General features: G+C 71.8%; 18 protein-coding genes. 9 read left to right on the plus strand and 9 right to left on the minus strand.

Annotation, left to right across the window (positions count from 1 at the left end; translation table 11 throughout):
• Positions 1-9 precede the first annotated feature (9 nt).
• A complete protein-coding gene (locus tag ACMATS_RS27430; RefSeq protein ID WP_414169423.1) occupies positions 10-216 on the minus strand; it encodes a DUF397 domain-containing protein in 207 nt (68 codons plus the stop codon).
• Complete coding sequence (locus ACMATS_RS27435) at positions 213-1043, minus strand: helix-turn-helix domain-containing protein (RefSeq protein WP_414169424.1); 831 nt, start codon at positions 1041-1043, stop codon at positions 213-215. Before ACMATS_RS27435 ends, ACMATS_RS27430 begins: the two co-directional genes overlap by 4 nt.
• Positions 1044-1230: 187 nt before the next feature.
• Here ACMATS_RS27435 and ACMATS_RS27440 point away from each other — a divergent pair, with 187 nt between their 5' ends.
• The gene (locus ACMATS_RS27440) at positions 1231-1992 is read left to right on the plus strand and encodes a hypothetical protein (protein WP_414169425.1); all 762 of its coding nucleotides are present in this window, start codon (positions 1231-1233) and stop codon (positions 1990-1992) included.
• Positions 1993-2069: 77 nt separating this feature from the next.
• On the opposite strand, the gene ACMATS_RS27445 is transcribed toward ACMATS_RS27440, so the two are convergent.
• Positions 2070-2867: a site-2 protease family protein gene (locus ACMATS_RS27445; RefSeq protein ID WP_414169426.1), complete on the minus strand. Its 798-nt coding sequence runs from the start codon at positions 2865-2867 to the stop codon at positions 2070-2072.
• 113 nt (positions 2868-2980) lie between these two features.
• Here ACMATS_RS27445 and ACMATS_RS27450 point away from each other — a divergent pair, with 113 nt between their 5' ends.
• Entirely contained in the window at positions 2981-6334 is a 3354-nt protein-coding gene (locus ACMATS_RS27450; RefSeq protein WP_414169427.1) for an ATP-binding protein, read from the plus strand.
• 14 nt (positions 6335-6348) lie between these two features.
• Here ACMATS_RS27450 and ACMATS_RS27455 read toward each other — a convergent pair whose 3' ends face one another.
• The 3 genes from ACMATS_RS27455 to panB form a co-directional block, all read right to left on the minus strand.
• Positions 6349-7173: an ABC transporter permease gene (locus ACMATS_RS27455; protein ID WP_390777752.1), complete on the minus strand. Its 825-nt coding sequence runs from the start codon at positions 7171-7173 to the stop codon at positions 6349-6351.
• Positions 7170-8177, minus strand: coding sequence for an ATP-binding cassette domain-containing protein (locus ACMATS_RS27460; RefSeq protein WP_390777751.1), 1008 nt, complete (start codon positions 8175-8177; stop codon positions 7170-7172). The genes ACMATS_RS27455 and ACMATS_RS27460 overlap by 4 nt, the downstream gene beginning before the upstream one ends.
• A 212-nt stretch (positions 8178-8389) precedes the next feature.
• A complete protein-coding gene (gene panB / locus ACMATS_RS27465) occupies positions 8390-9247 on the minus strand; it encodes a 3-methyl-2-oxobutanoate hydroxymethyltransferase (protein WP_390777750.1) in 858 nt (285 codons plus the stop codon).
• A 171-nt stretch (positions 9248-9418) separates the two neighbouring features.
• Between panB and ACMATS_RS27470 the strand changes: the two genes are divergently transcribed.
• From ACMATS_RS27470 to ACMATS_RS27485, 4 genes are all read left to right on the plus strand, one after another.
• Positions 9419-11041, plus strand: coding sequence for an MFS transporter (locus ACMATS_RS27470; RefSeq protein ID WP_390777749.1), 1623 nt, complete (start codon positions 9419-9421; stop codon positions 11039-11041).
• On the plus strand, positions 11038-11634 hold the full coding sequence (locus ACMATS_RS27475; protein WP_414169428.1) for a TetR/AcrR family transcriptional regulator C-terminal ligand-binding domain-containing protein: 597 nt from the start codon (positions 11038-11040) through the stop codon (positions 11632-11634). Before ACMATS_RS27470 ends, ACMATS_RS27475 begins: the two co-directional genes overlap by 4 nt.
• 114 nt (positions 11635-11748) lie before the next feature.
• Entirely contained in the window at positions 11749-12744 is a 996-nt protein-coding gene (locus ACMATS_RS27480; protein ID WP_414169429.1) for an endonuclease/exonuclease/phosphatase family protein, read from the plus strand.
• 60 nt (positions 12745-12804) lie between these two features.
• A complete protein-coding gene (locus ACMATS_RS27485) occupies positions 12805-13389 on the plus strand; it encodes a Uma2 family endonuclease (protein WP_390777746.1) in 585 nt (194 codons plus the stop codon).
• Positions 13390-13487: 98 nt separating this feature from the next.
• Here ACMATS_RS27485 and ACMATS_RS27490 read toward each other — a convergent pair whose 3' ends face one another.
• Complete coding sequence (locus tag ACMATS_RS27490) at positions 13488-15239, minus strand: NAD+ synthase (RefSeq protein WP_414169430.1); 1752 nt, start codon at positions 15237-15239, stop codon at positions 13488-13490.
• Positions 15240-15414: 175 nt separating this feature from the next.
• On the opposite strand from ACMATS_RS27490, the gene ACMATS_RS27495 reads away from it, so the two are divergent.
• On the plus strand, positions 15415-15873 hold the full coding sequence (locus ACMATS_RS27495) for a DUF4234 domain-containing protein (protein WP_390777962.1): 459 nt from the start codon (positions 15415-15417) through the stop codon (positions 15871-15873).
• Positions 15874-16092: 219 nt separating this feature from the next.
• Here ACMATS_RS27495 and ACMATS_RS27500 read toward each other — a convergent pair whose 3' ends face one another.
• Both ACMATS_RS27500 and ACMATS_RS27505 read right to left on the minus strand, forming a co-directional pair.
• Complete coding sequence (locus ACMATS_RS27500; protein ID WP_390777743.1) at positions 16093-17649, minus strand: multicopper oxidase family protein; 1557 nt, start codon at positions 17647-17649, stop codon at positions 16093-16095.
• A gap of 62 nt (positions 17650-17711) precedes the next feature.
• Positions 17712-18110, minus strand: a complete 399-nt coding sequence (locus tag ACMATS_RS27505) for a hypothetical protein (protein ID WP_391156034.1) — start codon at positions 18108-18110, stop codon at positions 17712-17714.
• A gap of 152 nt (positions 18111-18262) precedes the next feature.
• On the opposite strand from ACMATS_RS27505, the gene ACMATS_RS27510 reads away from it, so the two are divergent.
• Entirely contained in the window at positions 18263-19738 is a 1476-nt protein-coding gene (locus ACMATS_RS27510) for an APC family permease (protein ID WP_414169431.1), read from the plus strand.
• Between the two features lie 61 nt (positions 19739-19799).
• Positions 19800-20672: an alpha/beta fold hydrolase gene (locus tag ACMATS_RS27515; protein WP_390777740.1), complete on the plus strand. Its 873-nt coding sequence runs from the start codon at positions 19800-19802 to the stop codon at positions 20670-20672.
• The last annotated feature ends 55 nt before the right edge of the window (positions 20673-20727 follow it).

Raw genomic sequence — 20727 nt, forward strand, 5'->3', positions numbered from 1 at the left:
CGCTGGGAATCAGTGCAGCGTGCCTGTGCTGATGGCGGTGACGAACGTTTGCCATGCGGTGGCCGGGATGAGGAGGGTTGTTCCGTGCGGGGCGGTCTTGCTGTCCCTTATGGGGACGGGGGCGGTGGGTATTCGGGCGGGGGCCCATTCGAGGCAGCCAGCGCCATCGCCGTTACTGAAGCTGGACTTGACCCAATCCATGAGGGTAGTGCTCATCTCGGGATCTCCTCGATGACGGCCTTGATGAATGCGGCGGAATCGCTTGGCGACAGAGCGCACGCGCTGAGCCTTTCGTACGCGCGGCGGTGACGGGTGACCAGGGCTGGTTCGTCCAGTTCCTTGGATGTTGTGGTGCTCTCTTCGTAGGCAACGGTTGTACCGTTTTCCGCCGTGAGCAACGTCAAATGCCCGCCCAAGAGGGCATGTTCGCCGTGATTGAAAGGGAGAATCTGTACCAGGCTCGTCGAGCCGACGGCGACCTCGGCGATAGTGGTCAACTGCGCCTGCCAGATGTCGTGGCCTCCGAACGGGCGCCGTAGGACCGCTTCGTCGATGATGTACGAGAGTTCTGGGGGTCGAGTGAGATGGAGCAACGCCTGACGTCCCATGCGGAGTGTCACCAGCTCCTCGACCCTGTCCTCTGGCCTTGCTGGATCGCACACGCGGAAGAGAGTGCGGGCGTAGTCCTCAGTTTGCAGCAGTCCTGGGACGAAGCAGCCCGCGTATTCCTTGATGCACCGAGCCTTCGCCTCCAGCTCCATGCGTCGGCGGTACTTGTCCGGGTGGGCCTCCCGCAGTGCGATCTTGTAGAGCGCCGTAAAGAGTTTGCCGGTGCCGAACTGTGCGTCCAACACCTCGGCCAGTCCCAGCGGCGGCATGCTCTCCGCCGCCTCGATCCGTGCCAGGTGGCTGCGGCTGTACCGGATCACCTTCGCCAGCCCTTCCAGGCTCAGGCCCCCCTGCTCCCGGTGGCGACGGAGCTCCGCTCCGAAGAGGTCCCGGGCCGATCGGTCCGGCTTCAGTTCGCGTGCTGGTCGCGCCATGCGCGGTCCCCTTGTTCTCTCAAGGTGTCAGCCTCCTCCCTCCGGAGCGTAGGGACGGGACGCAACCTCGGTGGGATTACCGTCAGTTGAGTCCACGTATGAGGTACCCCGAGACTCGGGTCTCGTAGCCGGTGCCTTGTTTATCCGCCCCCTGAACCGCCTCGACCGGCTGCCCGACGGTGCCGCCATGGACATCAAGACCCTGGCCCAGGAACTCGCTGCCTACGGGCAGCAGGCCGTGGCCACCGCCCTCAAGACCCTCTCCGAAGCCGGACACCTGCGCCGCATCCGCGAGCGCCTCGGCGACGACCGTACGCAGTGGGTGCAGCGCACCTACTTCTCCCGCACACCCCGCGGCGACGCCTGGTGGCAACGGCTCCTCGCGGGCGACGTGCCCGACACCGACACCGATTCACCCGCACAGGCGACCACGCCACCGCAGCCGCAGCAGCACTCGTCGGCCTACTCCGCCCTCGCCGCCCTCGGTCGCGCCGACGCCCGCATGACCCTCTCCGCAGCCGAGTGCGCGGCCCTGGAGCCGCTGGCCGCCGAGTGGCTGGCCCACGGCGTACCCGCGCCGCAGCTCGTACAGGCGCTCACCAACGGCCTCCCCGACCCCGTCCACTGCCCCGGCGCCCTCGCCCGCAAGCGGCTCACCGACAAGATGCCGCCCGAGCCGGTTCCGGCCGCAGCTGCGCCCCTCCGCATCATGGAGTGCACCGGCTGCGGCATCCCGGGACGGCCCGACGCGCTGCCCGGCGGTCTTTGCCGCGCCTGTCGTCGCGCCGAGCCCTCGTCCAGTGTTCCGGAGGGCAACGACGTGCATGCCCGCGTTGAGCGGCTGCGTTCTCTGGTCGTGCCCCCGGGCGCCGGGCGCAGCCAGGCTCGCACTTCGCCCCGTCAGGGGCGCGGGGAACTGCGCGACCAGCCACGACGTACCCGCAGATGACCTCTCGGGGCTTCGCCCCGGACCCCGGCGGAGCCGCATATCGAAACAGCCCCGCGCCCCTGACGGGGCGCGAAACCTTAAGAGGCGAGCCCCGGGATGTCCGGCGTGCCCTGCCAGAAGCGGAAGAGTTCCTGGCCCCAGTAGGTGTCCCACGGGGTGACGCCCAGCGCGCGCAGGATCGCGTCGATCATGTCGAAGAAGGCGTGGTTGACCTCGGGGATCCACAGGAAGCCGAAGACGGCGAGCAGGCCGAACGGGGCGAACGGCTCGACCTGGCGCCGCACCTTGTACGACAGCCAGGGCTCGATCACGCCGTAGCCGTCCAGGCCGGGCACCGGCAGCATGTTCAGGATCGCCGCCGAGACCTGGAGCAGGGCCAGGAAGCCGAGCGCGTAGCGGAAGTGGTCCGGCACACCGTCCATCGCGTCCAGCCAGAACGGGGCGGTGACGACGAGCGCGAAGACGACGTTGGTCAGTGGGCCGGCCGCCGAGACCAGGCTGTGCTTCCAGCGGCCCTTGATGCGGTGCCGCTCGATGAAGACCGCGCCGCCGGGCAGGCCGATGCCGCCCATGATGACGAAGATCACCGGCAGCACGATGCTCAGCAGGGCGTGCGTGTACTTGAGCGGGTTGAGGGTGAGGTATCCCTTGGCCCCGATGGAGATGTCCCCGCCGTGCAGGGCGGTGCGCGCGTGCGCGTACTCGTGCAGGCAGAGCGAGACGAGCCAGGCCGAGACGACGAACAGGAAGACGCCGAAGCCGGGGCTGGCCGCGTAGTCGGTCCACACCGCCCATATGGAGACCGCCATGATGGCGACGAGGGCGAGGAAGACGGGGCTCACTCGCCCTTCGCCGCGGGTCGCGGGGGATGCCATTGTGTGTGCTCCTGAGGTGAACGTACCGATACCGATGGTGTACCGGGAGACGGTACTTCGTTCCGCGGATAAACGGTCGCGGCCCCCGGTGCGGGCCGGGAGAGAATGGGCCCGTGCGTTACGGCATTCTCGGCACCACCCAGGCCCATACCGACGACGGCGACCCCGTCGCCCTCGGCGGCGCCCGCCTGCGCGCGCTCCTGGCCGCGCTCGCGCTGCGGCCCGGGCGGACGGCGACCGTGGCGGCGCTCGTCGACGACGTGTGGGACGGCGATCCGCCCGCCGACGCGGCCGGGGCGCTGCAGGCGCTGGTGGGGCGGCTGCGGCGGGTGCTGGGCCGGGAGGCGGTGGCCTCCGCGGCCGGCGGCTACCGGCTGTGCGTCGAGCCGGACGACGTCGATCTGTACCGCTTCGAGCGGCTCACGGAGGAGGGCGAGCGGGCGCTCGCCGACGGCGACCCGGCGAAGGCCGCGGTCCTCCTCGACGACGCGCTCGCCCTCTGGCGCGGGCCCGCCCTGGCGGATCTCCCCGGCGGCGGTGCGGGGCCGGCGGCCCGCGCCGAGTCCCGTCACCATGAGGCGCGCCGCGCCGGTTTGGCGGCGGCCGTCGCGCTGGGCCACGTGGCCCGGGTCCTGCCGGAGCTCTCCGAGCTCTGTGCGGCACATCCTTTGGACGAGCCGCTCCAGGCCCTGCGGCTCCGGGCGCTGCGGGCAGGGGGGCGGCCGGCGGAGGCACTTGCCGCGTATGAGGAGATACGGGTGGCCCTCGCCGATCGGCTGGGCGCCGACCCGGGGCCCGAACTACAGGCACTGTACGAGGAGTTGCTCGCTCCGGTGTCCGGCGGCTGCGGGCCGGATGTGGCTGGTCGCGCCCACGCGGCGGAGCCGCATGATGCAGCACAGTCCCGCGCCCCTTACGGGGCGCACCCCGCACCCCCCGGGAACCTCCGCGCCCGTCTCACCTCCTTCGTAGGCCGCGAGGACGAACTCGACCTCATCCGCGGCGACTTGGCCGCGCACCGGCTCGTCACCCTGCTCGGGCCCGGCGGTGCCGGGAAGACGCGGCTGTCGCAGGAGGCCGCCGAGGCCGCCGCGCGGGCGGACGGGCGCTGGCCCGACGGCGTGTGGTTCGCCGAGCTCGCGCCCGTCGACGAAGGCGCGAGTACCGAGGACGTCGTCGAGGCGGTGTTCACCGCGCTCGGGGCGCGCGAGACCGTGGTGCGCAGCACCGCCTCCGAGGGGCTGCGGGCCGCCACGGACGCCGCCGCGCTCGACCCCGTCGAGCGGCTCGCCGAGCTCTGTGCGCGCCGCCGCATGCTGCTCGTCCTGGACAACTGCGAGCACGTCGTCGACGCCGCGGCCCGCCTCGCCGAGACCGTCCTCGCGCACTGCCCGGGCGTCACGGTGCTGGCCACCAGCCGCGAGCCCCTCGCCGTGCCCGGCGAGCTGGTGCGCCCCGTGGAGCCGCTGCCCGACCCCGTCGCCCTGCGGCTGCTCGCCGAGCGCGGCGCGGCGGCCCGCCCGGGGTTCCGGGTCGCGGACGACCCGGAGGCCTGCGCCGAGATCTGCCGCCGCCTGGACGGGCTGCCGCTCGCCATCGAACTGGCCGCCGCCCGGCTGCGGATGCTCACCCCGCGCGGCATCGCCGACCGCCTCGACGACCGCTTCCGCCTCCTCACCTCCGGCAGCCGCACCGTGCTGCCCCGCCAGCAGACCCTGCGTGCGGTCGTCGACTGGTCCTGGGACCTGCTGACGGAGCCCGAACGCGCCGTGCTGCGCCGCCTGTCGGTGTTCGCGGGCGGCTGCAGCCTGGAGGCCGCGGAGGAGGTGTGCGGGGAGGGGACCGACACTGCGGACGTGGCTCTGCACCTCGGCTCGCTCGTCGACAAGTCCCTCGTCGTCGCCGCCCCCGCGGCCGGCGGGGAGATGCGCTACCGGCTGCTGGAGACCGTGGGGGAGTACGCCTCCGAGCGGCTCGACGAGGCCGGGGAGCACGCCTCCACGATGCACCGCCACCTGGTCTTCCACCGCGAACTGGCCCGCACCGCCGACCCGTTGCTGCGCGGCCCCGGGCAGCGCCACTGGCTGGAGCGCCTGGAGCTGGAGCACGACAACATGCGCACCGCCCTGCGGCACGCGGTGGCCACGCGGGACGAGCAGGAGGCGCTGTGCCTGGTGCTCTCCCTGGGCTGGTTCTGGCAGCTGCGCGACCACCGCGCCGACGGCCGCCACTGGGCGGAGGCCGTGGCCGCCCTGGGCCCCGACCCCTTCGCGGAGCCCGTCGCCCCGGCCCCGCCGCTGCTCGTCGGCTGCACGGACGCGCCGCCGCCCATGTCGCCGGAGCTGCTGGAGGAGGCGCGCCGCGGGGTGCGGCTGATCGGTCTGGGCTGCAACGAGTCCGACATGCGGGAGCTCGGCTCCCCCCGGATGCAGCGGCTCCTGCGCAACATCGTCACGGCGTACGGCGAGGGGCAGCCGCAGAACTGCCGCAACCCCGGCTGGATGTGGTTCTACGCGACGCTCCTGACCGGTTCCGCCGACGACCTCTACGGCGTCATCGACGCGGCCGTGGAGCGCTGCAGAGGCCTCGGTTACGGCTGGGAGCTGGCCAACGCCCTCCAGATGCGGTCCAAACTATTGAACGACGTCACCGACCAGGCCGCGCGGGACGCGGACGAGAGCCTGGAGATCTTCCGTCGGATCCAGGACTCCTGGGGCGTGGCCGAGGCCCTGGCGGGACGGGCCGAAGCACGCGAGCGGCGCGGTGAGTTCGCGGCCGCGGCCGAGGACTACCGGGAGGCCATGGAGCACGTCCGGGCGCTCGGCTCGGAGGGGCAGGTGTGCCTGCTGCGCGCCCGGCTCACCGAGGTGCTGATGGAGATGGAGGAGATCGGTGCGGAGGAGTCCGAGAGCGTCCTGCGCGAAGTCCTCACGGAGGCCGAGCGGTTCAACGGCGACGCCACCGTCTTCATCCGGCTGAACCTTGCCGTCCTGCTCGGCCGCACGGGGCGCACCGGCGAGGCGTGGGAGCTGCTCACGGAGCTCTTCGGCGAGTTCGAGGGGCGGGCGGTGGCGCTCTTCGAGGGGCTGCTGAACGGGCTGTTCGCGTGGCTCGACACCCTGGAGGGCCGCCCGGCGGAGGCGCTGCCCAGGGTGCGCACGGCGCTGGGGAAGGCCGACGACCCGCTCGGCTCGCTGATCGCACCGCAGATGCGGGTGATCAACATGCTGCACGGCGCCCACGCCCATGCCGTGCTGGGCGGCGAGGAGCACGCGCTGGCCGCCGCCCGGCTGCTGGGCGCGGCCGCGGCGCTGCGCCCGCCCGGCTTCTTCGTCGCCGTGCACGAGCGGGAGATCCGGGAGCGGACGGAGTCCCTGGTCCGTACCTCCCTGGGCGAGGTGGCCTACGAGCTCGGACGCGCCGAGGGCGGCCGCCTCTCCCCTGCGGAGGCGGCCGCCCTCGTCTGACGTCATGGCGTCGGTCAGGTCTTCTTGCGGAACTTGGCGACCGCGAGCGGCGCCGTGACGGCGGTGATGCCCACCGACCAGGCCAGCACCATCCACACCGAGTGGGCCACCGGCCCGCCGTTGATGAAGTTGCGCGAGGCGTCGGCGAGGTTGGCCAGCGGGTTGTAGTCGGCGAAGGCCTTCAGCCAGCCCGGCATGGTGCTGGTCGGCGCGAAGATCGAGCTGGCGAACTGCAGCGGCATCAGTACGAGCATGGCGACCCCTTGCACGGCCTGCGCCGTCTTCATGGTCAGGCCCAGCAGAATGAAGACCCACATCAGGGAGGCGCTGAACGCCATGCCGAGCAGGACGGCGGCCAGCAGGTGCAGCACGGACGTCTTGATCGTGAGCCCGATGGCGAAGCCCACGCCGAGCTGGATGGCGGTGGAGACGATCAGCCGGCCGACCTCGACCACGATCTTCGCTATGAGCACGGACGACCGGGCGATGGGCATCGTCCGGAACCGGTCCATCACGCCCTTGCGGAAGTCCTCGTTGATGCCGGTGCCCACCGACATGGCGATGTTCAGGCCGATCGTCGCCATCAGGCCGGGCACCAGGTAGTTGACGTACGCGTCCTGGTTGCCCTTGCCCGCGACGGCGCCGCCGAAGACGTACACGAACATCAGGGTGAAGATGATCGGCATCAGGACGGCGTCGAACATCGACTCCGGATCCTGCTTGATCTGCAGGGCGTTGCGGCGCACGAGCGCCGAGATGTGCCGCAGGTTGCCGCGCAGGCCGATGCGGGGCTCGCGGGCGGGCGCCGGTGCGGGCGCGGTGATCGTTGCCGCGCTCATGCGGCGGCCTCCTGGAGTGCGTCGGTGCGGTCGTGCGGGGCGGGGGCGGACGACGCCTTCTGGCCGGTGACGGCCAGGAAGACCTCGTCGAGGCTGGGCAGATGGGTGCTGATGCCGGCGATGACGAAGCCGCGCTCGGCCAGCATCCCGAGGACGGCGGTCAGTTGCATGTCGCTGACGATCGGGACGTTCAGCACGCCCTCGGCCTCGTCGGGCGTGGCACCGGCGATGCCGTCGAGCCCGGCGCGGGCCACCGCCTCGGCCATGCGCGGCAGTTCGGCCCGGTCGGCCGGGCGGACCTGCAGGGTGCGGCCGCCGACCTTGGCCTTGAGGTCGTCGACCCGGCCGCCCGCGATCACGCGCCCGCGGTCGACGACGGTCAGCTCGTGGGCGAGCTGTTCGGCCTCCTCCATGTACTGCGTGGTGAGCAGCACGGTGCTGCCCTCGGCGACCATGCGCTGCACCTCGCCCCACACCTCGTTGCGGGTGCGCGGGTCGAGGCCGGTGGTGGGCTCGTCGAGGTAGAGCACCGAGGGCCGGCCGATCATGGAGGCGGCCAGGTCGAGCCGGCGGCGCATGCCGCCGGAGTACTGCCCGGCCGCCCGCCCGGCGGCGTCGGTGAGGGAGAACCGCTCCAGCATCTCGTCCGCCCGGCGGCGGGCGTCCTTGCGGGAGAGGTCGAGCAGCCGCCCGATCATGTACAGGTTCTCGCGGCCGGAGAGCTTCTCGTCGACCGAGGCGTACTGTCCGGTCAGCCCGATGACCCGGCGCAGCGCGCGGGGCTGGGACAGCACGTCGTACCCCGCGACGCGGGCGGTGCCCGCGTCGGGCCGTATCAGCGTGGAGAGGACTCTGACCAGGGTGGTCTTGCCTGCGCCGTTGGGCCCGAGCACCCCGAGGACGGTACCTTCGCGCACGTCCAGGTCGACCCCGTCCAGGGCCTTGGTCTCCCCGAAGTGCTTGACCAGGCCGCGGACTTCGACGGCGATGTCGTTCTGCTTCATGCCACTACGGTGGCAGGGGCCACCGACAGCGGACCGACAGTCTGCCGACAGCGCCCCGTCAGGGGCGCGGGGAACTGCGCGACGAGCCCCCACCGGCCCGCAGTCGACGCACGACCCCAGGGGTCCGGGGCGCAGCCCCGGGACGTCGACTGCGGGCGCGTCGTGGTTGCTCGCGCCGTTCCCCGCGCCCCTACGGGCGCGGGGTGCACGCCCTAGTGGAACGAGTGCTCCTCCGCGGGGTACGCACTGTCCACCACATCCTGCGCGAACGCGCGGGCCGCGTCGCCCAGAACCTCGCGCAGGCGCGCGTACTGCTTCACGAACCGCGGTACGCGGCCCCCGTTCAGGCCCGCCATGTCCGTCCAGACCAGGACCTGCGCGTCGCACTCGGCCCCGGCGCCGATGCCGACCGTCGGGATGTGCAGGACGCGCGTGACCTCCGCGGCCAGCTCGGCCGGGACGACCTCCAGGACGACGGCGAACGCCCCCGCGTCCTGGACGGCCTTCGCGTCGCGCAGCAGCTGCGCGGCCGCCTCCTCGCCGCGGCCCTGGACGGGGTAGCCGCCGAAGGCGTTGACGGACTGCGGGGTGAGGCCGATGTGGGCCATGACCGGGATGCCGGCCTGGACCAGCAGCTCGATCTGGTGGGCCGAGCGCTCGCCGCCCTCCAGCTTGACCGCGCCGACGCCCGCCTCCTTCACCAGCCGGGTGGCGCTGCGCAGCGCCTGCACGGCGCCTTCCTGGTACGAACCGAACGGCAGGTCGCCGACGATCAGGGCGCGCTTGGTGCCCCGCACGACGGCGGCCGAGAGCATGGTGATCTCGTCCAGGGTGACCGGCACCGTGGACTCGTAGCCGAGGTGGCAGTTGCCCATGGAGTCGCCCACGAGCAGGACGGGGATGCCGGCCTCGTCGAAGACGGAGGCGGTCATCGCGTCGTAGGCGGTGAGCATGGGCCACTTCTCGCCGCGCTGCTTGGCGGCGGCGATGTCGCGGACGGTGATGCGCCGGGATGCGGTTCCGCCGTACAGCGCCTTGCTGCTGTCGGGGGCTTTCACGGCATGCGTCATGGCGATTGGCTCCTGTGAATCGTCTCGAGGCGCCCTGTCGGCGTCCCCGGATCACCTCCATGCTGACACGCCTGCCGACGGCTGGGAAGCCGCCCTGGGAACAGTTGTTCACGCGTAAAGGTTTTCCAATACGAGACGGATCCGTTTCGGAAGTAGCCTAGGGTGGTGAACATGGCGAATCCCCCCGACACAGCCCCCGTGCGCGCGGTCCCCGAGGCCGTCCATCGCAGGCGGTGGGCGATCCTCACGGTGCTGCTGTTCAGCCTGCTGGTGGTGGTGCTGGACAACTCGATCCTCAACGTGGCGATGAAGACCATCGCCTCGCCCGCCCCGACCGGACTGGGCGCCACCCAGAGCGAGTTGGAGTGGGCGATCAACGCCTACACGCTCGTCTTCGCCGGAATACTGTTCACCGCCGGTCTGCTGGGCGACCGGCTGGGCCGCAAGAAGGTCCTGCTCTTCGGCATGGTCGTCTTCGGCATCGGCTCGGTGCTCTCCGCCATGGCCGGCTCGCCGGGCGAACTCATCGCGTTCCGCGCGGTGATGGGCTTCGGCGGTGCCTTCGTGATGCCCTCGACCCTCGCGATCATCATGAACGTCTTCGAGCGCGAGGAGCAGCCCAAGGCCATCGGCATATGGGCCGGCGCGGTCGGCCTGGCCATCGCCATCGGCCCGATCACCGGCGGCATCCTGCTCTCCCACTTCTGGTGGGGCTCGGTCTTCCTGGTCAACGTGCCCATCGTGATCGCCGGGCTGATCGCGATGGTGGTGCTCGTCCCGGACTCCAAGGACCCAAAGCCGGGCAGACTCGACCCCCTCGGCGTGCTGCTCTCCGTCGTCGGCCTGGTGCTGCTGGTGTACGGCATCATCAAGGGCGGCCAGCTGGCCGACTTCACCGACCCCGAGGTCTACGGGACCGTCGGCGGCGGCCTGTTGACCCTCGTCCTCTTCGTGCTGCACGAGCGGCGCAGCGAGCATCCCGCCATCGACGTGCGGTACTTCCGCAACCCCGCCTTCTCCGCGGCCGTCTCCTCCATCGCGCTGGTCTTCTTCGCGCTGATGGGCACCACGTTCTTCATCGTCTTCTACACGCAGAGCGTGCGCGGCTACTCCCCGCTGCAGAGCGGCATGCTGCTGCTGCCGCTGGCCGCCGCGCAGATGTTCTTCGCCCCGCGGGCTCGCCTCATGGTCGACAAGTTCGGCGCCCGGGCCGTGTGCGCCGTCGGCATGCTGCTGGTCGCCGCCACCACGGCGGGCTTCCTGCTGCTGGACAAGAACACCCCGATCTGGGTCCTGGAGATCCTGTTCTTCACGCAGGGCACCGCGATGGCGCACATCATGCCGCCCGCCACCGTCTCGATCATGCAGTCGCTGCCGCGCGAGAAGGCCGGTTCCGGCTCCGCCGTGAACAACACCTTCCGGCAGATCGGCGGTGCGCTCGGCGTCGCCGTCCTGGGCTCGCTGCTCTCCACCACCTACCGCGACGGCATCTCCGACAAGCTCGCCGCCGTCCCCGGCCTGCCCGAGCCCGCGCGGCACGCGGCGGGCGAGTCCATCGAGGCCACCCTCGGCCTCGCCGAGAAGCTCGGCCCGGCCGGCAAGGCGCTCGTGGGCCCGGCGGAGGACGCGTTCATCCACGCCATGCACGTCACCGTCATCGGCTCCACGTCGGTCGCCCTGCTCGGCGCGCTCGTCGTCGCCCTCTTCCTGCCCGGCAAGCGGGCCGCGGGCGCGGGCGCGCCGGGAGCGGACCGCCCCGGCGCGCAGAAGGCGGAAGCGGGGGCCGAGCGGTGAGCACGCAGTCGTGCGCGGACCGGCGCGGCCGGCCGCGCAGCGCCGCCGTCGACACCGCGGTGATCGAGACGGTGCTGCGGCTGCTGGAGGACGGCACCACCATCGGCGACCTGTCCATGGAGCGCGTCGCCCGCGAGGCGGGCGTCGGCAAGGCGACCCTCTACCGGCGCTGGGCCGGCAAGGAGGAGCTGATGCTGGACGTGCTGCGCTCCCTGGACGAGGCCCAGCCCGGCCTCCCGGGCCGCTCGGCCCGGGAGGACCTGGTGCTGCTGCTGGAGTACCTGCGGCGGAGGGGCCTGGCGAAGCGGTCGTCCGCGCTGCTGCGCACGGTCACCGCACAGGTGCAGGCGCACCCCAGGCTGTGGAAGGAGTACCACGAGACCGTGGTGCAGGCGCGGCGCGAGGCGTTCTTCGCCGTGCTGCGGCGCGGGATGGCGAACGGTGAGATCCGCGCGGACCTCGACGTCGAGCTGCTGACGGACCTGTTCGTGAGCCCGATGCTGTCGCGGGCGATCATGCACGAGTGGAAGGAGCTCCCGGAGGGGCTGGCGGAACAGATCGTGGACACCGTGCTGGAGGGCGTGCGCCCGTAGCGGCCGGGGCCGGGGCCGGGACGGCCGGGATTGTGCCCGTTGTGTCACAGGCAGAACCCGCGCGACCTGCCCGTACGTCCTTCCCTACGTACACCGAGTAGTGAGGACGGCAGGATGTCTCAGGCACAGACCCAGGATGCGGGCCGCGAAGGGTCCGTCCCCGCGCGGACCCCACGCTGGCGCGGCCCCGGCATCTGGCGCCGGGGCGTCGTCGTCGCCGCGGTGGCGGTCGTACTCGGCCTGATCATGCTGCTGCACGCCGACCTCCCCAACCGCGTCGGCAACCTCGGCAGCCTCACCGAGACCTTCCTGCCGTGGCTCGGCCTGCTGATCCCCGTCCTGCTCGTCGCGGCCCTGCTGCGCCGCTCGGCCACCGCCCTGATCGCGCTGCTGCTGCCCGCCGTCGCCTGGGTGAACCTCTTCGGCGGGCTGCTCACCGACAAGTCGGGCAAGGGCGGCAACTTCACGGTCGCCACGCACAACGTCAACGCCGAGAACCCGGACCCCGCGTCGACCGCCAAGGCCGTCGCCGCCTCCGGCGCGGACGTCGTGGCCCTGGAGGAGCTCAAGCCCGAGATCGCGCCGGTCTACGAGAAGAACCTCGCGGACACGTACAAGTACCACTCCGTGCAGGGCACGGTCGGCGTCTGGAGCAAGTACCCGCTGAACGACGCCCGCCCGGTCGACATCAAGATGGGCTGGACGCGCGCCCTGCGCGCCACCGTCGAGACCCCGCGCGGCCCGGTGGCCGTCTACGTGGCCCATCTCCCGTCGGTGCGCGTGAAGTTCAACGCCGGCTTCACCGCCGGCCAGCGCGACAACAGCGCCGAGGCACTGGGCGAGGCCATCTCCCGCGAACCGGTGAAGAAACTCGTCCTCCTCGGCGACCTCAACGGCACCATGAACGACCGCTCCCTGGCGCCCGTCACCTCCCAGCTCCGCTCCGCCCAGGGCGCCGCCGGCAACGGCTTCGGCTTCAGCTGGCCCGCGGATGCGCCGATGGCGCGGATCGACCAGATCATGGTGCGGGGGATGGACCCGGTCTCGGCCTGGACCCTCCCGGCGACGCAGAGCGACCACCTGCCGGTGGCGGCGCGGGTGAAGATCTGAGGGGTGACGGCCCCATCCGCTAGGGTCGCCAGGTAGGGGCACGGGCGAAGGAGGACAGCCATGGCAGCGGTTTCCGACCGGCCGCAGATCTTGCCCGAGGAGTTCGAGGAATTCGCGCGTCTGGCCGCTCGCACCATCGAGGGGCCGCGGCTGGAGTTCATCAACGGGAAGCTGGGGGTCAAGCCCGTGCCCGACGGTGATCACGGCCGTATCATCCAGTGGCTCCTGCGCATCTGCATCCAGGCACGCCCTGAGCTGTTTCTGCACCCCGACCAGGGACTGAAGATCCCCACCTACCGAGGCGGCTATGCCCGCCCGGACGGCACGCTCGCCCCCAGCGACGCCTTCGTCGGCCAGGGCGAATGGGCTTCCACGCAGGACGTGCTGATGACCGTCGAGGTCACCTCCTACGACTCGGACACCGACCGGCGCGACCGCAAGGAGAAGCCCCGCGCCTACGCCGAGGCGAGGATTCCCGTCCACGTCCTGATCGACCGGGACTCGTGCGAGGTCGTCGTGTACAGCGACCCCGATGGTGTGCGGTACGAGCAGATCCTGGTGGTTCCCTTCGGGAAGACGGTGACCCTTCCCGGTCCGGTGGACATCACGCTGGACACCGAACCGCTCAAGGCCTGGGTCCGCTGAGGCTGGGCCGCGCCCCGAAAGGGGCGCGGGGAACTGCGCGACAAGCTACAGCGGACCCGCAGCAGACCGATGGCCTTTCCGCTGAACCCCCGTAGGGATCAGGCCTCCCGCCACCGGCTGGTGATCGGCAGCCGCCGGTCCTTGCCGAAGCCCTTCGCGGAGATCTTGGTGCCCGGCGGGTACTGGCGCCGCTTGTACTCCGCCGTGTCCACCAGCCGCAGGATGCGCGTGACCAGCGCCGGGTCGAAGCCCGCCGCGACGATCGCGTCGCGCCCCTGGTCGCGGTCTACGTACAGCTCCAGAATCCGGTCCAGCACGTCGTAGTCCGGCAGCGAGTCCGTGTCCACCTGGCCCGGGCGCAGCTCGGCGCTCGGCGGCTTGGTGATGGAGTTCTCCGGGATCGGCGGGGTCTCCCCGCGCTCCGCCGCGGCCCGGTTGCGCCACGTGGCGAGGCGGAAGATGGCGGTCTTGTAGACGTCCTTGATGGGGCCGTAGGCGCCGACGGAGTCGCCGTAGAGCGTCGAATAGCCGCACGCCAGCTCGGACTTGTTGCCCGGCGCGAGGACGATGTGGCCTTCCTGGTTGGAGACGGCCATCAGCATGGTGCCGCGCAGCCGCGACTGGAGGTTCTCCTCGGCGAGGCCGGTGAGCTTCAGCGACTCCATGTAGGCGTCGAACATCGGCGCGATCGGCACGATGCGGAAGTTCAGCCCGGTGCGCCGCGCGAGCTCCTCGGCGTCGGCGATCGAGTGCTCGGAGGAGTAGCGCGAGGGCATGCCCACGCCGTACACGTTCTCCGCGCCGACCGCGTCGCACGCGATGGCGGCGACGAGGGCGGAGTCGATGCCGCCGGACAGGCCGATGAGGACGCTGCGGAAGCCGTTCTTGCGGGCGTACGCGCGCAGGCCCTGCACCAGGGCGGTGTAGACCTCCTCGTCGTCGCCCAGGTGCGGCTGCGCCGCGGGCAGCGGCAGCGGCTCGTAGGCGGGCAGCGGGTCGGCGGAGAGCGTGACGTGCTCGATCCGCAGGCCGTCGTCGACCACCCCGGACGGGACCGCGGAGGGGGCCTCGGGCAGTTCCAGGTCGAGGACGACGCAGGTCTCCTCGAACTGCGGGGCGCGCACGATCACCTCGCCGTCGCGGTCGACGACGATCGAGTCGCCGTCGAAGACCAGCTCGTCCTGGCCGCCGGTCATCGCCAGGTAGGCGGTGGTGCAGCCGGCCTCCCGGGCGCGCTTGCGGACCAGCTCCAGGCGGGTGTCGTCCTTCTCCCGCTCGTACGGGGAGGCGTTGACCGACAGCAGCAGCCCGGCCCCGGCGGAGCGCGCGGCCGGGACGCGGCCGCCCTCCTGCCAGAGGTCCTCGCAGATGGCGAGGGCGACGTCCACGCCGTGCACGCGGATCATCGGCAGGGTCTCGCCGGGCACGAAGTAGCGGAACTCGTCGAAGACGCCGTAGTTGGGCAGGTGGTGCTTGGCGAAGGTGAGCACGGCCGTGCCGCGGTGCAGGACGGCGGCGGCGTTGCGCGGGGCGCCCGCGGGCCGGCCCAGGCGGGGGCGGGCCTCGTCGCTGCGGTCCAGGTAGCCCACGACGACCGGCAGCTCGCCGAGGCCCTCGTCCTGGAGCCGGGCGGCCAGTGCGTGCAGGGCCGCGCGGCTCGCCTCCACGAACGAGGAGCGCAGGGCGAGGTCCTCCACGGGGTAGCCCGTGAGCGCCATCTCCGGGAAGGCCGCCAGGTGGGCACCTTGTTCGGCAGCGTGCCGGGTCCAGCGGACGACGGCCTCCGCGTTTCCGGCGAGGTCGCCGACGGTGGAGTCGATCTGGTTCAGGGCGAGACGAAGTTGAGCCACGGCCCCAGGGTACTCGTCAATGTGACGCAATAGGGGTGTGAGGGTGCCCACGCCCTCCGGCTCTTCTGGCCACATGGCGTGATCTTGTGGCAGGCTGCGCGCCTGCCCGTGGCGCGTGAGGCCCACGGGCTCATTGATGCGTTGTCAGAGCCCACTTCCAGGAGATCCGTTGAGCATGCAGTACGGCTACCCGCAGCAGCCGCCGTTCGGGTACCCGGCCCCCGCCCCGGCCCACGTCGGCCTGGCGATGAAGCGCCGCAACATCGTGGGAGTGTGGCTCGGCCTGCCGCTGATCACGTTCGGCATCTACTCGCTGGTCTGGTACTACAAGATCCACAAGGAGATGCTGCAGTTCGACAGCCGCCGCCAGATCAGCCCGGCCGGCAGCCTGTTCACGCTGTGGTTCGGCGGCATCCTGCTGATGATCCCGCCGCTGGTGTCGATCTACAACACCGGCCGGCGCATCGCCGACGCACAGCGGGCCGCCGGCCTGCAGCCGACGTGCAGCGGCGGGCTGGGCCTGCTGTTCGTGCTGCTCTTCGGTGTGTGGCCGATGTACTACCAGGCCGAGCTGAACAAGGTCATCGACCACTACAACGCCCCCGAGGGCACCCAGGTCGCCCTGGCCTGCTGAGGCCGCGGGGTCCCGCGCCCGTAGGGGCGCGGGGCTGTTACTCCCCCAGCTACCGCTGGGAGGTACCCCCAGCGGCTCCGCCGCGTGGGCGCGACCAGCCACGACGCGCCCGCAGTCGAGGTTCTCGGGGCTTCGCCCCGGACCCCTGGGGTGGTGCGTCGGCTGCAGGCCTGTGGGGGCTGGTCGCGCAGTTCCCCGCGCCCCTTACGGGGCGCGGCCCTAGCCCCGGTACCCCAGCACCGTCATCATCCCGCTCTCCGAGTGGTAGACGTTATGGCAGTGGATCATCCACAGCCCCGGGTTGTCGGCGTCGAAGTCGACGCCCACCCGCTTCCCCGGCAGCACCATCACGGTGTCCTTCCGCGCCCCGCCGCCCGCGAGGGCAAACGTGTGGCCGTGCAGGTGCATCGGGTGCCACATGGTCGTGTCGTTCACGAACTCCAGCCGCACCCGTTCCCCTGCCTTCACCGCATGGCTCGGTTCGGGCGTGTACTTCCGCCCGTCGATCGCCCAGTCGTACTTCGCCATCGAACCCGTCAGCCGGAGCGTGATCGTCCGGTCCGGCCGGCGGTCCGCCAGGGCCACGTCCCGCGCGGCCTTCAGCCGCTGCGCGCCCAGCGGGGCGGCGTCCAGTTCGCGGGGGCGTACGTCCGCGCCCGGCGCCTCGCCCCCGCCCGTGCGCAGCACGGCCATCGCGGTGCGCTGCTTGCCCTCGGCGAGGGCGGTCAGCGGGAAGACGCCGTCCTTGGCCTCGACCAGCACGTCGTACCGCTCGCCCATGCCCAGCAGCAGGGAATCGGTCTCCGTGTGCTCGACGGGCCAGCCGTCAGTGTGCGTGACGGTCATCCGGTGGCCGCCGAGCGCGACGCGGAAGGCCGTGTCGCCGCCCGCGTTGAGGAGCCGGATGCGAACGCGGTCGCCGGGCTTGGCGGTGAAGGTCTCGGGGTCGTCGGGGGTGCGCCCGTTGACGAGGTAGTGCGGGTAGGCGACGTCGCCCGCGTCGCCGCCCAGGTGGACGCTGGTGGCGCCCATCAGCATCCGGGAGGGGCCGCCGTCCCCGGCAGGCATGGTCATCGACATGTGCGACATGCCCGGCATGTCGTGCGAGCCGTGGTCCATCGAGCCGTGGTCCATGCCGCCCATGCCCCGGCCCAGTTCCGCCAGCACTGCGTCCGGGGTGCTGCCGTCCACGCCGTCGACCCAGTCGTCCAGGACGACGACCCACTCCTTGTCGTACTTCAGCGGCTCCTTCGGGTCGTCCACGATCAGCGGCGCGTACAGCCCCCGGTCCTGCTGGACACCCGAGTGCGGGTGGAGCCAGTACGTGCCCGGGTGCGCGACGGTGAAGCGGTAGTCGAAGGACGCGCCCGCCTTGACCGGCTGCTGCGTGACGCCCGGGGCGCCGTCCATGTCGTTGCGCAGCGCCAGCCCGTGCCAGTGCACGGACGTGGGTTCGGGCAGGTGGTTGGCCAGGGTGAGGGCGAGGGTGTCGCCCGCGGTGACCCGGATCTCCGGGCCGGGCAGCCGGTTGCCGTAGGCCCAGGTCGAGACGGTGCGGCCGCCGCCGAGGTCGACCCGGGACGGGGTGGCGGTCAGGCTCGCCTTGCGGACGGGGCCGGTGCCGCGCCGGGCCTCGGCGGCGGCGACCTCCTTGCCGTCGGGGGAGACGTAACGGTCGTCGGCCTTGTTGTTCTTCGTGCCGCAGGCGGCGAGCAGACCGCTTCCGGCAACGGCGATTCCCGCGCCGAGGACGGCGCGGCGGGTGGGTGTGCGCATGGGGAGGTGCACCTCGTGGGTGTCGGTGGTGAGTACGGGCAGCAGCGAGCGCGCGCTGCCGCCTATACGCGGAGCACCGACAACCGGGCGAGGGCCTTGTGCCGCGGCGGTGGCGGGATCGGCCACAGGGCGGGCGCGAACCACGCCCGCACGGCCGCGGCCGCCGCGGAACGGCCGCGGAGGAAGACGGCCAGGGAGAGGAGGAGGGCCGCCGCCCAGCCCGTGCCGAGGACGGCGAGGCAGACGGACAGGGGGTCCATGCCGCCGTGCACGGGATCGTGTGCTTCCGGGCCCGAGGGGTGAGCGTCGTGGTGGGCGTGCGCCATGGCGGCCGGGGCCGGGTGTCCGCCGCCGTGCTCGGCAGGGTGCCCGAGTGTGTGCATCGTCACGATGCCCAGCAGCAGCGCCGCGAACAGCAGCAGCCTGCCGCACCACGCGGCGGCCTTGTGCTGTCGGTGCATCGGCGTCTCTCCACGGCTCTTCGATCTCCGCTGCACCCTACCCCCGCGGGGTATGAGGCTCCAGGGTGGGGCTCGTACGGATGTGCACAGAACGGTGGCAAGGTCCGATCATTGGGACGTACCGCCGACAACTGAAAGACGCTCCGCCTCCCATGACCCTCACGGAACAGGTCCGCGACGACCGTCCCGTCTCCCGTCCCCCCGCCGCCCCCGTTCCGGGGGCCACGCAGACGCAGTTCATCTCGTGGGCGACCCTCGCGATGATGACCACCGCCTCGGTGGCGAACCTCCGGCCCGCGCCCTCGATGGCGCTCTACGGACTGGCCGCGGTCTTCCTCTACCTCCTCCCGGCCCTGGTCTTCCTCCTGCCGACCGCCCTGGTCTCGGCCGAACTGGCCTCCGGCTGGCCGGGCGGCGTCCACCGGTGGGTGAGCGAGGGGCTGTCCAAGCCGCTGGGCTTCCTGGCCGTGTGGTGCCAGTTCGCGATGACGATCGCGTACTACCCGAGCCTGCTGGCCTACGTGGCGAGCACGTTCGCGTACGTCGTCGACCCGCGGCTCGCGGACAACGGCGTCTACATCGCCCTCGTCATCGTCGTCATCTACTGGGCGGGCGTGCTGATTTCGGCGCGCGGCACCAAGGCCGTGGCGGGACTCGCCGGCCTGGGCCTGGTGATCGGCACCCTGATCCCCGGCGTCGTCCTCGTCGTCCTCGGCCTGGTCTTCCTCGGCCAGGGCAACGCCTCCGCGGCGCCCATGGACGGCGGTCACCTGCTGCCGCCGTGGACCGGACTGGCCAGCCTGGTGCTGATCGTCAACAACTTCCTGTCCTACGCGGGCATGGAGATGAACGGCGTGCACGTCTCCTCGCTGCGCGAGCCCGGCAAGGAGTTCCCGCGCTCGGTCTTCCTCGCCACCGGCCTGGTGCTGCTGATCTTCGTCCTGCCGGCGCTGGCCATCAGCTGGGTCATGCCGGGCAAGGACCTCAGCCTGACCGCGGGCGTGATGCAGGCGTTCCAGGGCTTCTTCGACCACTTCCACGTGGGCTGGCTGACCAAGGTCGTCGGCGTCCTGCTGGTCGCCGCGGCGCTCGGCGGCATGCTCACGTGGATGGCCGGGCCGTCCAAGGGACTTCTGATGGTGGCCCGGCAGGAGGGCTATCTGCCGCCCGTCCTGCAGCGGCTCAACAAGAACGGCGTGCAGCGGAACATCATGGTCGCCCAGGGCGTCCTGACCACCCTCATCGCGCTGCTCTACGCGGTCATCCCCGATGTCTCCAGCGCCTATTGGATCTTCTCCGTGGTCACCACGCAGATCTACCTCGTGGTCTACCTGCTGATGTTCGCGGCCGTGATCCGGCTGCGGGCCACGCGCCCGGACCACGAACGCGGCTTCCGCGTACCGGCCGTTCACCTGGTGGCCGGTGTCGGCTTCGCGGCCTCGCTGGCGGCCATGTGCATCGGCTTCGTCCCGCCGGAGCAGTTCGGCGGCGGCCCGGTGTGGCGCTACCTCGCCATCGTGGGCGGCGGCCTGCTGACGCTGGGCTTCCTCGCGCCGCTCGCCCTGCTGAAGTTCCGTAAACCGCACTGGGTTGCGGCGGAGCACCGGCATCCGGTAGCAAGCGACTAGCTTGGCCGTACCCGCCGGTACGGACCCGTGTCCCGGCGGAGCGGGAACGAAGGGGGAAGCGATGAGCGGTGCGGAACGGCCGCCGGGGCGGATGCTGCGGGTCGGCGGGGTGCCCCTGCACGTGCTGCGCGAGGGCAAGGGGCCGGTGTGCGTGCTCAGCGCGGGGCTCGGCATGGGCTGGTTCGACTGGGACCCGCTCGTGCCGCTGCTCACCCCGTACCGCACCGTCGTCCGCTTCGACCGTCCCGGCCTGGGGTTCAGCGCCCCGGCCACGGAGCCGCCCACGGCGTCCGGGGAGGCCGGGCGGATCGCGGGCGTGCTCGACGCGCTGGACCTGGCGGGGCCCGTGACGGTCGTGGGCCACTCCCTCGCGGGCTTCCACGCCGAGGCGTTCGCCCGCCTGTACCCCGAGCGCACGGCGGGGCTCGTGCTCGTCGACGGCAGCGTCGAGGAGGACGCCCGCCCCGCCCCGGGCCGTGAACTGCGCACCGCCGCCGCCCGCCTGCGCGGTCTGGCCGTCGCCGGCACCGGGCTCCCCAGGGCCCTGGGCCCCGCCCTGCGCCGCCTCTCGGTGCGGGCAGCCTCCGTCAAGCGCCAGGACCCGGCCCCCGCGGACCTGGTGCGCCGCACCTACGGCACGGGCCGGGTGGCGCGCGCCGTCCTCATGGAGAACGCGCGATACCGCGATGTGGCCGCGGAGCTGGAGGAGTTGCGCACCCGGCACTCCCTCCCGCCGGTCCCGGTGACCGTGCTGGCCGCGTCCCCCGGCTCGGGCTCCTGGCTGGAGCGCCGCTGGCTCCAGCGTCAACGGGACCTCGCCGACCGCCTGGACGGCCGGTTCGAGGCGGTGGCGCCGGCCGGGCATCTGCTGATGTACGACCGGCCGCAGGCGATCGCGGCGGCGGTGCTGGCTACACCGTTCATACGGGTGTAGCGGTTCGTTCTTTGCTGCGCGTTGTGCGTGGTTGCTCGCGCAGTTCCCCGCGCCC

Origin of the sequence: Streptoverticillium reticulum (assembly GCF_047456005.1) — a bacterium.
GTDB lineage: Bacteria > Actinomycetota > Actinomycetes > Streptomycetales > Streptomycetaceae > Streptomyces > Streptomyces reticulum.

Bases quoted from the DNA above. Each gene is read 5' to 3' on its own strand.
- ACMATS_RS27435 (WP_414169424.1), bottom strand. From the start codon at position 1,043: ATGGCGCGACCAGCACGCGAACTGAAGCCGGACCGATCGGCCCGGGAC.
- ACMATS_RS27515 (WP_390777740.1), top strand. From the start codon at position 19,800: ATGAGCGGTGCGGAACGGCCGCCGGGGCGGATGCTGCGGGTCGGCGGG.
- ACMATS_RS27430 (WP_414169423.1), bottom strand. From the start codon at position 216: ATGAGCACTACCCTCATGGATTGGGTCAAGTCCAGCTTCAGTAACGGC.
- ACMATS_RS27500 (WP_390777743.1), bottom strand. From the start codon at position 17,649: ATGCGCACACCCACCCGCCGCGCCGTCCTCGGCGCGGGAATCGCCGTT.
- ACMATS_RS27480 (WP_414169429.1), top strand. From the start codon at position 11,749: ATGTCTCAGGCACAGACCCAGGATGCGGGCCGCGAAGGGTCCGTCCCC.
- ACMATS_RS27470 (WP_390777749.1), top strand. From the start codon at position 9,419: ATGGCGAATCCCCCCGACACAGCCCCCGTGCGCGCGGTCCCCGAGGCC.
- ACMATS_RS27455 (WP_390777752.1), bottom strand. From the start codon at position 7,173: ATGAGCGCGGCAACGATCACCGCGCCCGCACCGGCGCCCGCCCGCGAG.
- ACMATS_RS27440 (WP_414169425.1), top strand. From the start codon at position 1,231: ATGGACATCAAGACCCTGGCCCAGGAACTCGCTGCCTACGGGCAGCAG.
- ACMATS_RS27495 (WP_390777962.1), top strand. From the start codon at position 15,415: ATGCAGTACGGCTACCCGCAGCAGCCGCCGTTCGGGTACCCGGCCCCC.
- panB (WP_390777750.1), bottom strand. From the start codon at position 9,247: ATGACGCATGCCGTGAAAGCCCCCGACAGCAGCAAGGCGCTGTACGGC.
- ACMATS_RS27505 (WP_391156034.1), bottom strand. From the start codon at position 18,110: ATGCACCGACAGCACAAGGCCGCCGCGTGGTGCGGCAGGCTGCTGCTG.
- ACMATS_RS27485 (WP_390777746.1), top strand. From the start codon at position 12,805: ATGGCAGCGGTTTCCGACCGGCCGCAGATCTTGCCCGAGGAGTTCGAG.
- ACMATS_RS27460 (WP_390777751.1), bottom strand. From the start codon at position 8,177: ATGAAGCAGAACGACATCGCCGTCGAAGTCCGCGGCCTGGTCAAGCAC.
- ACMATS_RS27510 (WP_414169431.1), top strand. From the start codon at position 18,263: ATGACCCTCACGGAACAGGTCCGCGACGACCGTCCCGTCTCCCGTCCC.
- ACMATS_RS27445 (WP_414169426.1), bottom strand. From the start codon at position 2,867: ATGGCATCCCCCGCGACCCGCGGCGAAGGGCGAGTGAGCCCCGTCTTC.